Origin of the sequence: Mesorhizobium sp. M0854, from assembly GCF_040319815.1 — a bacterium.
Lineage (GTDB): Bacteria > Pseudomonadota > Alphaproteobacteria > Rhizobiales > Rhizobiaceae > Mesorhizobium.
On sequence record NZ_JAMYOL010000054.1, the window covers coordinates 1 to 15,011 of the forward strand.

Sequence of the window (15,011 nt, forward strand, 5' to 3'; positions counted from 1 at the left end):
GCATATCGTTCGAACGACGGCCTCATTTCGGGGCACGGGATGACAAAGCGGCGCCAATGGCGTGAACAGTTCGGCGTTCAAGACACATGGCAAGGAGATTGATAGCACGTTACGGTTGAAGAGCTGGCAAAAGGCAGGCTGTGGTGCAAGCGAAGGCGGATTGGCCGCGCTTTTCCAGCGACCTTCCTCTTTTCCAACCCGACAACGACTGACTTACCTGTTTTCTGACGCAGCCGGAGACGGAGGCACTCAGTTCATACAGCCGTAAATTACCGGCGTCATCGTCCGTGCAACGCTACAGGGAATGCTCGACAGCTTTGTAATGCCATTCCGCCGACGCGGCCATGGCTTCAATGAACGCGAGTTTGACGGTAGCGACTAAGCAACCGAACCGTGGCGCCAATGACCTTCTGAGCTTCCTCCCATTTCGGAAGATCTCGTTCCCCAACACGCGTGGCGATCGCGGCCAGTATCCAACCTACGCAGCTGATGTCTTCGGCAGCCTTCAGTTTCTCATGCTGCAGGATGCAAGCTTCAATGCCCGGTCGGGGCGGAGACCCGGGCGTAGTACGCTCAGCGATTAGCTGCAGACCGGCGTCGTAGGCGGCGCAAATTTTAATTCTATCGCCCCTTTCCGATTTCATCACCACATTCGCCCAAAGGGCCAACTCAGTTAAAAGATCGGTTACTTCATCTCTCATTAAAAACTGCCGCTGTTTTCTTCATGAAAGGAAATTCCACGATCAGATAGCGCGTGGCCCGGACAATGAGCGAGGTATTTTCGGGGTTTGTTGTTATCGAGCGAACCACTCCTTCTAAGCTTGCCGAGAATGTTAGTCAAAACGCTCAGTTTGCTCGGCAGGATCGCCGTCTAGACACAGCGGGCAAACATACGCATGCGGTTTCGTCACCACCAAGACCACCGATGGCTTGTGGCAGCGATCACAGGCAAAATCCCGGTGTGCAGTAGGCCAAACGTCATTTTCTATCTTTAGAGCACGGAGCCCCATCGTTTGGCAGCCGTCATCTTGCTGCCAGCCGGCGGAGGGCGCTGGGCTGGCACAGTGGTCTCGGGTTTAATGCGGAGGTATGGGAAAGAGAGGCTCTCCCGGCTCACTGCGCCAGCAATGGTATCGGCACTCACAGGGGCGTCCCAGGTTGATTGGTGGCCCGTAGCGAAAGACTCGATCGGGCGAGTTTGGCTGATTACTCGCATTCTGACCGCCGAATTCAAGAATAGTGTTGCCCTTGAGATAACTCTTCGCGCTTGAGTTGCACGTATGCAACAGTCACTACCGACCTGCGAGGAGCGGAAAATCCCGAAACCTTGTCGGCGCCGCGAGAGGCCCCTTATTTGAAATCGCGTCTTGGCTTGCGACCTGGATGCCTCGCGCGAATATGCCGGTCTGATGGTACAGGCGAAGGCGACTGGTAAAGCGATCGGCAAGGCCGAAGGTTACGTCGCCGCCACAGCCGCTGCTCGCGAGTTCTTGTTCGTGGGCACGATCGGCATCGGGCGGGCCAGACCAAGATTGGCATGGCCAATCTCGCCTACAATCTCACCCGCCCGTATGGCACCAGGGGCGAACTGCGCCCGCATGACGACGAAGGCGGCGCAAACCGCCACCGCGATGCCAAAATCGGCAATCTCAACAACCAACTCCGAAGCGATCGCCGTCATCAGTCCACGCAGAAATCAGCGCGGCCCTACCGGTCCGCGAAACGCCGGTAGTTCGAGGTGCCCAGGTGGCTGGAGGCCATTCCTATGAAGGCAAAGCCTGACCCTATTCGTGATATTCTGAAGCGCCTGCAGTGGTGCTGGGTCACGTTGGCTTCCCGCGCGATCTTGGCCGTCCATCAACCACGGCGCGTCCTTAGTTCCTCAATATTCACGACACTGTCGAAAATATACCCCGCGCCGCGCTCGGTGCGGATATACTGCGGGCGCGGCGCCTTATCCTGCCCCAACTTACGGCGAAGGCGGACGATAAGAACATCGATGCTGCGGTAGTAGACCTCCTGATCATAGACACGGGTCGCCATCAGAAGCTGCTCACGTGAAAGGACCCGACCTGGGTTCTTGAGAAAGGCCATCAGGAGGTTGAACTCGCCGGCGGTGAGCTTGACGTCAGGATCCGTTCCCCGGCGCAAGCTCCGACGCTTGGTGCTAACTCGCCAGTCATCGAAACGGTAGATGGTGTTTCGGTCACGCTCCGGCCGCTGGCGCATAGCGGCGCGCACGCGGGCGCGGAACTCCGTAAGCCCGAAGGGCTTAGTAATGTAGTCGCGAGCGCCGGTTTCGAGGCCAATCACCTTGTCGGCCTCATCTACGAAGTCACCGCTGATGATGATGATCGGAAGATCCCTCTTGGCACCAAAATCTCGAACGAACTGCAAACCGTCCTCTCGGCCGTAGCTCAGGTCGACAATTGCCAGATCAATCGCTTCAGAAGCCATATTGCTGGCGGCCTGCTGGCGGTTTTCGACCGCTCTGATGTTAAACTCATGCTTAGACAAGAAGCCCATAAGCGGTTCTCTCGTCAACGCGTCCTGACCGACAATGAGAATGTTCTTCATGGTCACTTCCTGTTGACTGCAGCTTGGGCTGCCGGGGGCGGTAACAGTCAAATTAGTGACGCTCAGCAGGTGGGACAATCTTCTTCAGGCGTATTGCGGAATAGCGCAGACAAATAGGTCCTATGCGGAGTTCCTGCTGCGCAACAGTGCCCCCAAAGCCTGCTAGTTTTTGATGGATTGTCCGTCCTCTGCGACCACTCGTTCGGCAGACCGGGTTTATCCCCGCTGAGATTCGTATCACTCCGGTCCTCTGGCACCATCACTGGAGCGCTTTTGCACCCAAATTCCTCTCCCGGTGGCTCCAATTCAGTTCAGCTTTGTTTCAATTTAAATCGCTGAAAAGTTGACATTCGTATGGATTCGTCGAGATTTATTGATCAGACGCACAACTCGCCTTGATGTTAATTCCGCTGTCTATAGGAAACTAATGATGATCAACCCTTTATGTAATTCCAATCCCGTTTCTAGATCCATGCTATTCTTTCTTTTGAACTTGCATGTCTTATTGTGCAGATCGCTCAGGGGGCGGAGCTTTCATGAACGGCGGGATGTCCGAGAGCAGGAGAGTGGAGATGAGTAGACTGGTCGTAGTCTCAAACAGGGTTTCGCTGCCCGACGAGCATGGTTCCCCGCCGCCAGGCGGGATGGCGATTGCGCTGAGCGCTGCGCTCCGGCGAAGGCACGGCCTATGGATGGGCTGGTCGGGGAAGGTGAAAGCCGGGGAGGACCCGTCAGGGCCGATCTCACGCCGGGAGGCCGGCGGGATCAATTATGCGCTTACCGATCTCTCGCAGACAGATTTGGACGACTATTACTACGGCTTTGCCAACCGGGTTCTTTGGCCGGTTTTCCACTGCCGAGTCGACCTCGCCGAGTATTCCGAAGCACGAATGTCCGGATATCAGCGCGTCAACCGACTGTTTGCAAAGCTGTTGCAGCCGCTCATCAGCGACGACGACGTCATATGGGTGCACGACTATCACCTGATCCCGCTTGCGAAAGAACTGCGGAACCTCGGCTGCGGCAATAAGATCGGCTTCTTCCTGCACATTCCGTGGCCGGCGGCGGACATCCTCTTCACCGTACCGCACTATGATGATTTGCTACGCGGGCTTTCGTGCTATGACCTCGTCGGCTTTCATACCGATGACGATCTTAGTAACTTCGCCGAATGCTTGCGCCGTCAGGGGTTACCGGACCCCATCACAAACGGTGTGTGCCAAGCCTATGGACGTGTGTTTCGCTGCGGCGTTTTTCCGATCGGCATCGACACGGCCGAGTTCGAACGACTGGCCGAGCAGGCGGCGCGCAGCGAGACTCTGCAGGAGCCCTCTCAGAGGATTCCCGGTTGTAAAGTCGCGATCGGCGTCGACCGCCTCGACTATTCGAAGGGCATCGAGAAGCGCATCGTCGCGTTTGACCGCTTCCTGCGGAGCAACGACCACCGCATCGGCAAGACGCAACTGCTGCAGATCACACCGAAATCCCGCACGGAAATACCGGCATATCTGGCGATGCAAAAGGACGTCGCCGAGCGGGTGGGGCGCGTTGATGGCGAACTCGGAACGATCGATTGGATGCCCGTTCACTACATCAACCGGTCCGTTGGACCCAGCGAGCTCGCCGGTCTATACCGCATGGCACGCGTCGGCCTGGTCACGCCGCTCCGCGACGGCATGAACCTTGTAGCTAAGGAATATGTCGCCGCACAAGACCCACAGAATCCAGGTGTTCTCGTGCTCTCGCGTTTTGCCGGCGCAGCCAGAGAGCTAGGCGGAGCGATCCTCGTCAATCCCTACGATCCGGAAGCGATGGCGAGGGCCATCGAAGAAGCCCTGGACATGCAGTTAGATGAGCGGATCGATCGTTGGCGTGCGATGATCGGCCGGCTCCGCGAATACAACGTCTATCGCTGGTGCGACGACTTTCTGTTAGGCCTGGATCAGCGCTGAGCTTTGCCGCGTTCCTGGGCCTAGCTTCGCCAGCATGAGGCTGACCGCGACCAAGTGAATCAGGCAGCATTTCGGCCTCGCTGAGCGATGCCGAATGTGCTGACGCTTAGCGCGAGCACACCGCTTACTAAGACAAGAGGAGAAGGCCGTGGATGAGCTCGCTTGCAGTCGCGAAACTTCAAAAAAGCGGGCGCAGCCGTTTGTCGCGGAACCTCGCGCCACACGGCAGCGGCAAATGCTGGCGTCGATTGACCTGAACTTGCTGTTTGCTCTCGAAGCGCTGCTGGAACACCGCAACGTCACGCATGCGGCTCGACACGTGGGCTTGAGCCAGCCCTCGATGAGCCGAGCGTTGAGGAGGCTGCGTGGCATTTTCAACGACGATCTTTTGGTTCGCGGCTCCATGGGCCTGGTTCCGACCCCGCAGGCCCAACGCTTGAGCCGAATGCTGCCGCCGGTGCTGGATGCGATCCGCGGGATAGTGAACGGCAGTCTTGCCCAAGCCAATTGGCGATCGAAGGCGATAATGGCGATGCCCGATCATCAAGGACTGGTCCTGCTGCCGCGGCTCCTGCCCCGGCTGCGCCAGCACGCGCCTCATCTGGACGTCGTCATCGATCCGCTTCTCTCCGGCGCGATGCGGCGGCTTGAGCTAGGCGAGATCGATTTGGCTATAGGGCAGATTAGCGCCTCGCCGCCCGGATACTTGAGGCGCAGCCTCTACTCCGACCGGTTTGCCTGCCTGCTGCGCCACGACCATCCAGCCCTGGCGCGGGAATGGACAATCGAGAGCTTCGCGGCCTTGCGCCACGCAGCCATTGCCTTGGACTCCAAAGACGGCTTCGGCCGGGTGCATGACGAACTGGTCAAGTTAGATCTCCAGGGTCGCGATCCGGTGTTGGTTTCCAACATCTTGACGGCCGCGTTGGCGATCGCGGCGACCGATCTGCTGTTGATTGTACCACGCCGCGTCGCGACCAGGATCGCCGCCTTGCTGCCGCTAGCGATTATGGATCCGCCTGTGCAATTGACACCCTATGAAGTCGCGCTGATTTGGCACGAGCGTTCCCATCGCGACCCGGAGCATCGTTGGCTGCGCCACGAGATCGCCGTCGCCGCGGCGGCGGGAACAGAGCAAAATATCCCAACTGGGAAGGCAAGTGACTGATGAGTCGCCTAGGCAAGAAACGTGATCCGAATCCGGGGCTATCGTCAGGATATGACGGAAAAAGTTTATTGCCCTGCTCGCCCGTTGGGAGGGGAAGCTGGCTCTGCTGTGCCAGCGCATTGAAACCGTGCCGGTTTCGACAATTTGAAGCGAGGCAACAGGGCCAGACGAGAAGGTATCATACGCCCAGCCATCTATATACAGGCCAAAAACCGCCTCTCTTCGACCGCCATTCGGCCGCGCCAAGCCCTCCACAGGCCAGCTTCCCATGGTGTCTGTGAGGTGCCTGCATGCTGGCAGCATATCTTGGCTCGGACCCCGAAGCATGCAAGTCCTTGGCACTAATCGCGAGTTCTCTGAGGCAGATCGATATCCTTGATCACCGTTTATTGCGGGCAGGGCGCTCCGCGCAGATCGTCATCGTCGATTGTCGCGAACCGATTCACGACAAGCACGGGCGTGCGAAGCTCTCGCCCGAACCTGTCAAACTGGCTCTGGTTCTGGAAGAGAGCCTGGATCGACAAGCGGTCTTCTCCAACGGGTATTCCGATTACCTGTTGTGGCCGCTCACCGAGCAGGAAGTTCTGCGCAGACTTACCGCCTGCATCGTTCAGTTCGCGCAGCGTTCTACCCCGCCTTTCTTCTCAGCCGATCCGATCGTTCAGAATTCATGCAGTCTGCTGGCGCAGCGGGTCGATCAGCAGATCACCCGCGTCGAATTGGCGCGAATGGTAGGGACCAACAGGACAACGCTCACCACCCGTTTCGAGACATCGTTTGGCTGCGGGCCAATGACTTGGCTACGGCGCTACCGGATGACGGAGGCTGCTGACCGGTTGCGTAACGGGCATGAAAGCATCGCCAAGGTCGCCGAATCCTTCAGCTACGAGAACAGCAACAACTTCTCCACAGCCTTCAAGGCGTTTCATGGCCTCTCGCCACTGCGCTATCGCAAAATGATACGGCGCAGAGAAAAGCCTGTCTAACGCAAAGGTGGGGGCCGGAGCGAATTGGTATAAGGCGACGCGGGCACGCAAAGATCATCTCATCTCCGAGGCGTTTCCGCGCTTTGGGCACCTTAAGCTCTCGACCAACGCTCATGTCTCACAGCAGGAGGATAAAGCATGTCGAACGCATTTTCAGTGAATGTTCAACAGCATGAACAGCGCTATTCCAAAGAACACTATGAGGCGGCGTCCGCATTTTTCTACGCCAAGCCCCTTGTTTTGGCCCAGTTAGATGCTGCGCCCCCCAGTGACGACACGATCGCCAACGCTCAAGGGACAGTGCAGTTTCACCTCATCGGCCAAAAAACCGAAGATCCGACGTACAGCGGCACCCTCAATGAGAATCAGGACAATCTACTGGCAATAGGAGGAATTATTAACGACTACATGCATACCCATTATGCGAACATCGATGCACAGAAGCTTGATATCAACACATGGACCGATGTTGTTGGCAACATTCCAGATCTCTCTATGGGCAGGCAAAAACTGAAGAGTTTTTCAAAAAAGGTGGCCGGGACGTCGGTCTCAGCTACTTTCCTCTCGCTGATTGCCAAGGCGATCATTACCGACGGGGCATCGTTGCTGCTGGATTTCCAGTCCTTCCTTACAGAAATGGGGAATCTCACCTTCAGTGCAAACGGCAAGGCGCAGCGATACAAGGCGCTGACATGCACCTACCAGAGCTACCTTCTCGATAATGGGGCAGGCGGATATTACGACTACGGAGCAATCGTTCTGCGGCAGATCGAGTTCAAAGAGCACTTCCTCGAGCTGAAATCCTCTTGTTCGTCGACCCACTACGTCCGCGTCGACATGGACTATGCCGAGGTCACCAATCTCGTTCAGACCCGTCGGATCCGCAAAGGCGGCCCCGATCACGAAAACTTCCAGGAGCTTGTGAATAAGAACTCCACCGACCAGTTCAAGAAAGCCAAGAACTTTTTCAACGGTGGCTCGACGCCGCAACAAGACATCAAGCCGCAGGTCTGATCGTCAGGCCTTTGATCGCGAAAGCAGCGCACCCAACCAATAGCGTGGATTTGGACGAACGTCGCCCGCATCATGGATGCGATAGAGCGGTCCGGTAAGCCCTTGCGAACTACCGATGCTCTGTCGCGCCCCCGGTGCCGGCGAACTCCGGTCCCGCTTCCATAGGGAAGCAGACATGAACCCATTCGCAAAAACAGCTGCGGGCCTTTTCCTGGTGATCGGCCCGCAGAGCAGCCAACCGCTCGAGGCGGAGAGGATTTGCTCTGCCATGGTCCAGAAACTATTCGAAGACCAAACCCGGACTCTGGATTCTCGAGCATGGCAGAATGCCGCGCAAATGGTACCGAACCAGGTGGAAACCGCCACGACTTCAAGAACGCTAAACCGCACGATGGACGTGGCGGAATTGCCCAGTGCCTTTGCGTCAATTTGCGCGAATGCCGCCGACGGCAATGAAGCTGGCGTCGGTCTGGCAAAGGCAATCCGTAGCTATCTGAGCAAACAAGGCGAACCGACGGCGTTCAATTGCCTCGTCCTAGATCAATCCGACTCCGCGGAAGTCCGTCTATCTTTAACCTGCCTTGCCGTGGTCGAAGTTGGAAGCGCTGACAGTCTCGCCGTCACCTCGATATTGCTCTCCGCATCGCTGAACCTGTCAAACGAGCAAACGCAATCCATTATCGCGCAGGTTTTCGGCCGTTTCAGCTCGCCGAGCGACTCACCGTACTACCTGCGCTTGTTCTCCAGCCGGCGGTCCCCACAGTCAGAGACGTAGCGACATTCTGCAATAGACCCAAGGGCAAACAGAGGAATAGCTGATTGCGTCTGCGCCGCGTTGGTGGCTGCGGGAAATGACATCAAAAGGCTGCGCGAAGAAATAGCGTGGGAGGGCGAGGTGACCGTATAAACTGCGCATTTTCCATACAATTTCGGCCTTCGGGGAGACGGACTATGCACGATATTATCGACGTCCCGCAGAACGTCGGCGATTTTGCTGTGTGCTTGGCAGAATCTGGCGTCAATACAGTAATCCGGTACTACAACCATCGGAATAGTACACCATTTCCCTCAAAATGTCTGACAGGGGAGGAACTCGCCGCCCTTCATGGTGCTGGAATATCGGTAGCTGTGGCCTTCGAGCAGCGGGGTGGCGCGGGCGGCAATATCAGAGACTTGCATGGTGCGGCTGGAGAGCGAGACTCCGGTCGTGCGCTTGATCTGGCCGCCGCGTTGGGACAGCCCGAAGGCTCCGGAATCTATTTTGCAGTCGATTGGGACTACCACACACCACAGCATCTTGCACGAATAGCACCCTACTTCAGGAGTGTGCGGAATGCGTTGGCTGGCCGTTATCTCGTTGGCGTTTACGGATCGGGCACGGTCGGACACCACGTGAAGCGCCAGGGGCTGGTGGACCATATATGGCTCTCTGGCTCGTTGGGATGGTCCGGAACGAGACAAGCGCTCAAGCAGGGGGATTGGTCGCTTTTCCAAAAGTTTATGGAAAAGCGTTCCGAGATCGGGGGCTTCGGATACGATGGAAATGTCGTCAATCCGGCCCTTGAAAACTTTGGTCAATTTGGGCCGGCAGGTACTCTCCCGTCTCGCGACGCGAAGGAACGTCTGCGTTGTTCAAAGTTGCTGCGCGAGGAGCGCTAAATCTTCGCTCCCGGCCGGGCAAGAGCTTTCGCATGGTCGATTCCTCCCGAACGGTACAAGGCACGCCCACGCCTTGTCACGCTGCACCGGAAGCTTCTCCCGCTGCGTCTTCGTCATCGATATCCCGGCATCGTTCATCCCTTCACAAACCGCTTGCCTTACGGCGCCATAATGGAAAGAGGATTATGAAAGGCTCCGCACCTGTATTCTCGTGGACACCCTCGGCCTTCCATAAACGACCGTTTGCGAAAGGAACCAGAGTGCTGATCGGCTACGCCCGCGTGAGCAGAGGCGACGACCAGTCGAACACGGCGCAGGCCAGGGCGCTCGCCGATGCCGGGTGCAAGCGTATCCTCAAGGAGGAGGCCTCCGGCGGTCGCTGGGAGCGGCCGGAATTGCACAGGATGCTTGATCATTTGAGGGAGAGCGACACTGTCGTCGTCTGGAAGCTCGACCGTCTGTCTCGCTCACTCAAGGACGTTCTCACGATCATGGAGCGGATCGAAGCCACCAGCGCCGGTTTCCGCTCGCTGACAGAAGCGATCGACACGACGACAAGCCGGCCAGTGCCGGAACCGAGCGGCGCCGATCGTGCTGGTGAAGCGCCGTGACAGCTGCGGCGTTGCGGCGGGCGTGGCGCCGCAGCACGAGCGGCTCGGTTTCATGCTGCCCTACACGCCGTTGCATCATCTCTTGCTGCGGGCGCTGGACGGTCCGGTGGTGATGACCTCCGGCAATCGCTCGGGCGAGCCGCAATGCACGGACAATGACGAGGCGCGGCAGGAGCTTGCCGGGATCGCCGACTTCTGGCTGATGCACGACTGCGAGATTGTCAACCGGCTCGACGACAGCGTGGTGCGATTCGACGGGCACGGCATTTCGGTGTTGCGGCGCGCGCGGCTTCGCGCCGGAGCCGCTGGCGCTGCCGGCGGGCTTCGATGGCCCGGTCAGGGCGCTGGCTGCGGGCGGCGATCTAAAGGCCGCGTTCTGCCTGGCGGGCGACGGCAACGCGCTGCTGTCGCAGCATCTCGGCGACCTCGACGAGCTGAAGAACCAGAACGCGTGGAGGCAGGCGTTGGGGCTGTATCGAAGCCTGTTCGACACGAAGCCGGACCTCATTGTGGCCGACCGGAATCCGGGCTACCGTTCGACCCAGCTGATGTTACTCTGCCGGCGATGGTGATGAGGGTTTCGGCCAGGTGCTAAACATCATTGGCCGCTTCCTGCGCAGTCGTCGAACGTACGCGGGGCCGAACGTCTTCCCCCACGGGTCTTTCCAAATCGTCACGCTCAACCTGTCTCAAGGGAGATCGTTGTCATCTCCTGATGCCGAATGTCTCAATTTCCCAAGTTTGGCAAAATTGAATCGCAGACTTTTGCAGCGTGCGAAGGTCAAGCAGTTTTGCGACAGTAGCAAAGAGCCCGAAGCCATCATCCGGACTCGGTGCTCCAATATATCGCCGCTAACGCCGGATGACGATAATCCCGGCCAGTGCGATGAGAATGATACCGAGCATGGAAGCCGCATCCAGACGTTCCGAGAACAGCACGACGCCCCATAGCACTGCGAAGGCTAGATATGAAAAGTCCCAAGTCGAGATGATCGAGGATGGTCCCAACTGGTAGGCGATGGCCGTGCCGACGCTGCCGATCAGCATCGTCATGCTCAAAAGCCCGATCAGCGCGCATTGGGTCCAGCCCATTGGAATCCACGCGCCCATGAACAGGCTTTGTCCACCCTCGCTCCCTGCCATCACGGTCGCCAAGCTAGCGCTGCCCCCGAGAACGATCGCTATCAGGTTGAAGATCAGCGCCAAAACGAAGGGGTTTTCGCCACGGCTCTTGGTGCGCGCCAGCACCATCGCCAGAGCGTAGAGAATTGCAGAAACCAGCGGCATCACGGCATGGATGCCAAGGTCGCCGACCTGCGGCTTCTGCATGAGCAGCACACCGATGAAGCCGAGGGCGACTCCGACCCAACCTTGCACCCCGACAGGTTCCCTGATCCAGAAGGCCGCAAAAAGGGTAATGAACAGCGGGATCGTGTAATAGACCGCCGCCGCCATCGAGAAATCGAGGCGCGGTAGCGAAGCGTAATAGATCAGCAGGCTCGACAGAAGCAGGCTGCTTCGCACGATGGCCCAGCCAGGATAGGCTGGGCGCAACGACACCTGCGGAAAGCGCCATTTCAGGATCGAGATCAACAAGGGCAGCGTGACGCAGGACCGCAGGAAAATGAACTGCGACAGCGGCATGTCCGAGATCGTGACCTTGATGATCGCATCCGCGATGGAAAGCGTCAGGTCCGTGAAAACCATCGCCGCAATGGCGATGCCCACCCTGTCCGCCTTGGGGGCCGTCTGACTGATCGACATTTTTCGCGTTCCCTGCTTCGGGTGCCGAGGCTACCGAGCCAAGAACGTTCCAACAATTCCGATCATACGGAAATTTTGTCCGTGTTATTGTACAATGAGCAACGACACGAGAGAGGATGCGTCGCTTTGTACAGCGTGGGACATGATCCTTCTGGCCGAAGTCGCCGAAACGGGCAGTTTTACTCGCGCCGGGGGGCGGATCGGGATGCCCAAATCCACTGTCAGCCAGCGCATCGCCCAGCTTGAAGCACGTCTGGGGCTGCGGCTTCTCAATCGCTCCACCCGGCACGTAAGCCTCACCGGCAGCGGCCAGGTCTATCTCGAATACTGCCGCCGCGTTCGCGCTGAGGTCTCGGCCGCGGACATGGCGTTGACCAATCTCAAGGAACAGCCTGTCGGGACGCTGAAGATCACCTGCCCAGAGGTAACTGCCACCTATTTCATGCCGACCTTCCTGCACGGATTTACCACGCAGTTTCCCCGCATCGCCGTCGAACTGATCGCCACAAACCGGCATCTCGACGTCATCCGCGAGCGGGTTGATTTCGCTTCTCGCGTTGGCACGACCACAGGTCAGGACCTGATCGTGCGGCGTGTCTCCTCGATTAAACGGGTTCTCGTCGCCGCTCCAGCCTATCTGGCGGCTGGCAGTCCTCTTCAGGAACCGACCGATCTTCTAGATCGCCGCTGCCTGGTGCATGATGCGCAGCCCGAATGGGTGTTCTCGTCAGACGACACACCGATCGTCCTGCGGCCTCCGCCGGCTGCGACCTCGGATTCTATGGGGTTCCTGCTGCAATCCTGCATCGCGGGCGGCGGGGTCGCACTCCTTCCCGCTTACGTGTGCCAGCCGTCCGTGGCGGTCGGCCGCCTTGTGGAGTTGCTCCCGGGCTGGGAAATTCCACCCTATGAAATGATGCTGATCTTTCCCAACCTGAAGAACCAGTCCAAGGCGCAGGCCGCATTCCGCGATTATGTGAATACCTTCGACTTTTCAGCGTTTTCCGTTGGGCGATAACTAGAACTTCTCAAGTCCTACGGTCGTATTGTTCCGTGTCGTGGAATGTCTAACTGGATCGAAAGCCGGACCAGGCATGGACATGAGCCAGTTTGCAAAAAGCGCGGCAGCTTTGTTCCACGGCGTTTCTTTGAGCGAAACAAGATAGACGTTACCGGGGCGTTGATCTTCCCCAGGCAGGAGCTCAACCGGTTGGCCGCGGCGTACCTGTTCGCTCGCCGTGCCAATCCAACCCAACGCTATTCCGCTGCCAGCCAAGGCAGCCTGCCTCATCATGAGGTGGTTGTCGAACACAGGACCCGGCAGCCCCTTCCGACACGTTTACCCCGAAGTGCTGGAACCATTGCTTCCAGTCGAACCACGTCTTGTCATCAACCCTGGCATGCTTCCTTTGGGTTGCCCTTACAGTGGGGTAATCACAACAAAACCCGGTGCGGCGGTCAAGCCGCCAGAATGAGCTCGTTTAATGAAGCGCCAGCCTCCGGCCGCGGGAGAAAGGGAGTGCCGTGCCTCAGGACATCCGTGTCACCATCGTGCTGACGGCCGTATCGATGGCATCCGTCGTGACGGTCCATGGTAACGATCATGACCGGACCTTCAATTCATTCGGGCCACCGCACACCTCTCGGTCGAGGCGGCGCATGAGGCAAGCCACAAGGCATGGGTGGGCAAAAGCGGCTTACAGCACTACGAGCGCATGCTCCGCTCCGATGACTTCAACGAAGGTGCCGTCGCCTTTTCGGAAAAGCGCAATTCCGAGTTCAAGGGGAAGTAGCCATGGACGCGGTAACCACAACGCGCGCGGGTCTACTTGGACAGCACCGTCTGGCACCGATGCTGGACACCCGCTCCATGGTGGTTGCCGGGGTGTCCGGCAGGGAAGGCTCATTCGGCTTGCGGCTGGCCCAGTCCGTCGTCAGCGCCGGATATTCGGGGCGCATCCAGTTCATCGATCCGCGTCAGACCGAAATCCTGGGGAGGCCATGCTTCGCCGCCTTCGCGGACGTTGACGAGGCGCCGGATCTGGCGGTGCTTGGTGTCGGCCCCTAACGCGGCCGCTTCGGCAATGCCGACGCTTCTGGTGGCGCGCGGATGCCGACAGAGGAAGAGCGTGGGTGGGCTGCGGTGGCGGGTGAAGGTCCGGGAGAGAGTCTCCCGGCGCCCGCCGAGGAGCTCCAACCATGACACAGATGGAAATTCACACGCCCACCCGTAACGAGCGTGCCGGTTACAAGGTCGACGTCAGCCGCGGTCAGCGCATCAGCCGCGTGTCGTCAGAATGGTTCAACCGGCCGGCGGACGAGCGATACCTGTCGCTCACCGACCTTCGGAATTCGGTGAAGGCCCGGTCGGAGCGCAGCAAGACCCGCATCGTCGAGAGTGAGCTGATCCGCGTCGAGGCCAGCCGCGACGATCCGGAGCGCCTGAGGTTAATGCTGCCCGATGCGCCTGCCCCAGTTGCCCCCACGCATTGGAGTTTTGGCCAACTCGCCAGCCTGGTAGGTGCACCGGCCACCTATCTGCGCCAGCTTCCGGCCCCGCTCGCGGCGATCAACCTTCAGCACGGTCTCCTCAACCGCCGCGCCGAGCAGGTGAAGACGCTGGAAATCGAGAACGGACGCCTCGAGCTGCGAGCGGTTACAGGTCCGGACTATGGCAGGATTTTCGATGAAGAGCTGATCGCGGCCGTCCAAAAAATCGCCGGCAACGGTACCGGCGACACCCGCTGGAAGATTCCTGGCGTGCTCGACTGGTCAACGGGAATCTACAATCCGAATGTCGACATTTCCAATGCCACGACGACGCTCTATGCGTCCGACCGTGATGTCTTTGTCTTCCTCGTCGACGACCTGAATCCGATCGAAGCCGGCAAGCTGCCCGATGGCTCGCCCGACGTCTTTTTCAGGGGGTTTTATTGCTGGAACTCGGAGGTCGGCGCCCGCACGCTTGGAATCGCCAGCTTCTATCTACGTGCAGTGTGCCAGAATCGTTGCCTCTGGGGCGTGCAGGATTTCCAGGAAATCATTATCCGGCATTCCAAATATGCCGCCTCGCGTTTTGCCCTGGAAGCCGAGCCAGCGCTGATCCAGTTCGCGGAGTCTTCCCCCATGCCGTTCGTCAATGGCATCAAGGCTTCGCGGGAGCGTGTCGTCGCTCGGGACGACGAAGATCGCCAGAGCTTCCTGCGCAAGCGCGGCTTCTCCAAGGCGGAGACGACGAAGATCATCGATGCCGTGCTTTCGGAGGAAGGGCACCCGCCCG

General features: G+C 58.6%; 15 protein-coding genes and 1 pseudogene. 12 read left to right on the forward strand and 4 right to left on the reverse strand.

The genetic code is table 11. The annotated features are described in order from the left end of the window. Nucleotides 1–350 precede the first annotated feature (350 nt). The 3 genes from NKH99_RS31895 to NKH99_RS31905 form a co-directional block, all read right to left on the reverse strand. Nucleotides 351–701 carry a hypothetical protein gene (locus tag NKH99_RS31895; RefSeq protein ID WP_023722451.1) on the reverse strand — a complete coding sequence of 117 codons (351 nt, stop codon included), beginning with the start codon at nt 699–701 and terminating at the stop codon, nt 351–353. A 755-nt stretch (nt 702–1,456) separates the two neighbouring features. Further along, on the reverse strand, nt 1,457–1,681 hold the full coding sequence (locus tag NKH99_RS31900) for a hypothetical protein (RefSeq protein WP_353017822.1): 225 nt from the start codon (nt 1,679–1,681) through the stop codon (nt 1,457–1,459). Nucleotides 1,682–1,857: 176 nt separating this feature from the next. After that, nucleotides 1,858–2,577: a winged helix-turn-helix domain-containing protein gene (locus tag NKH99_RS31905; protein ID WP_353017824.1), complete on the reverse strand. Its 720-nt coding sequence runs from the start codon at nt 2,575–2,577 to the stop codon at nt 1,858–1,860. Between the two features lie 572 nt (nt 2,578–3,149). Here NKH99_RS31905 and NKH99_RS31910 point away from each other — a divergent pair. From NKH99_RS31910 to NKH99_RS31950, 9 genes and pseudogenes are all read left to right on the forward strand, one after another. Beyond that, a complete protein-coding gene (locus tag NKH99_RS31910) occupies nt 3,150–4,529 on the forward strand; it encodes an alpha,alpha-trehalose-phosphate synthase (UDP-forming) (RefSeq protein ID WP_352496682.1) in 1,380 nt (459 codons plus the stop codon). Nucleotides 4,530–4,764: 235 nt separating this feature from the next. Further along, nucleotides 4,765–5,697 (forward strand): LysR family transcriptional regulator, encoded by a 933-nt coding sequence (locus NKH99_RS31915; protein ID WP_352468594.1) that lies wholly within the window; start codon nt 4,765–4,767, stop codon nt 5,695–5,697. 290 nt (nt 5,698–5,987) lie between these two features. Beyond that, the gene (locus tag NKH99_RS31920; RefSeq protein WP_352451774.1) at nt 5,988–6,683 is read left to right on the forward strand and encodes a helix-turn-helix domain-containing protein; all 696 of its coding nucleotides are present in this window, start codon (nt 5,988–5,990) and stop codon (nt 6,681–6,683) included. A gap of 138 nt (nt 6,684–6,821) precedes the next feature. Further along, entirely contained in the window at nt 6,822–7,697 is an 876-nt protein-coding gene (locus tag NKH99_RS31925) for an Evf family palmitoylated virulence factor (RefSeq protein ID WP_353017826.1), read from the forward strand. A gap of 175 nt (nt 7,698–7,872) precedes the next feature. Next, nucleotides 7,873–8,472: a glutamate acetyltransferase gene (locus NKH99_RS31930; RefSeq protein WP_353017828.1), complete on the forward strand. Its 600-nt coding sequence runs from the start codon at nt 7,873–7,875 to the stop codon at nt 8,470–8,472. A 176-nt stretch (nt 8,473–8,648) separates the two neighbouring features. Continuing rightward, on the forward strand, nt 8,649–9,356 hold the full coding sequence (locus tag NKH99_RS31935; RefSeq protein WP_353017830.1) for a DUF1906 domain-containing protein: 708 nt from the start codon (nt 8,649–8,651) through the stop codon (nt 9,354–9,356). A 260-nt stretch (nt 9,357–9,616) separates the two neighbouring features. After that, nucleotides 9,617–9,967: a recombinase family protein gene (locus NKH99_RS31940; RefSeq protein ID WP_023722460.1), complete on the forward strand. Its 351-nt coding sequence runs from the start codon at nt 9,617–9,619 to the stop codon at nt 9,965–9,967. A 22-nt stretch (nt 9,968–9,989) separates the two neighbouring features. After that, a pseudogene (locus tag NKH99_RS31945) lies at nt 9,990–10,193 on the forward strand (Sua5/YciO/YrdC/YwlC family protein); the annotation flags it as partial. Further along, nucleotides 10,186–10,539 (forward strand): hypothetical protein, encoded by a 354-nt coding sequence (locus NKH99_RS31950; RefSeq protein ID WP_352451770.1) that lies wholly within the window; start codon nt 10,186–10,188, stop codon nt 10,537–10,539. The pseudogene NKH99_RS31945 and the gene NKH99_RS31950, both read left to right, overlap by 8 nt. A 280-nt stretch (nt 10,540–10,819) precedes the next feature. On the opposite strand, the gene NKH99_RS31955 is transcribed toward NKH99_RS31950, so the two are convergent. Beyond that, a complete protein-coding gene (locus NKH99_RS31955; RefSeq protein ID WP_353017832.1) occupies nt 10,820–11,731 on the reverse strand; it encodes a DMT family transporter in 912 nt (303 codons plus the stop codon). A gap of 94 nt (nt 11,732–11,825) precedes the next feature. Between NKH99_RS31955 and NKH99_RS31960 the strand changes: the two genes are divergently transcribed. The 3 genes from NKH99_RS31960 to NKH99_RS31970 all read left to right on the forward strand — a co-directional run. Further along, nucleotides 11,826–12,749 (forward strand): LysR family transcriptional regulator, encoded by a 924-nt coding sequence (locus NKH99_RS31960; RefSeq protein WP_353017834.1) that lies wholly within the window; start codon nt 11,826–11,828, stop codon nt 12,747–12,749. Nucleotides 12,750–13,526: 777 nt separating this feature from the next. Continuing rightward, entirely contained in the window at nt 13,527–13,799 is a 273-nt protein-coding gene (locus NKH99_RS31965) for a CoA-binding protein (RefSeq protein ID WP_031195148.1), read from the forward strand. 131 nt (nt 13,800–13,930) lie between these two features. Beyond that, the coding region (locus NKH99_RS31970) for a DUF932 domain-containing protein (protein WP_353017836.1) at nt 13,931–15,011 on the forward strand (1,081 nt) is incomplete at its 3' end.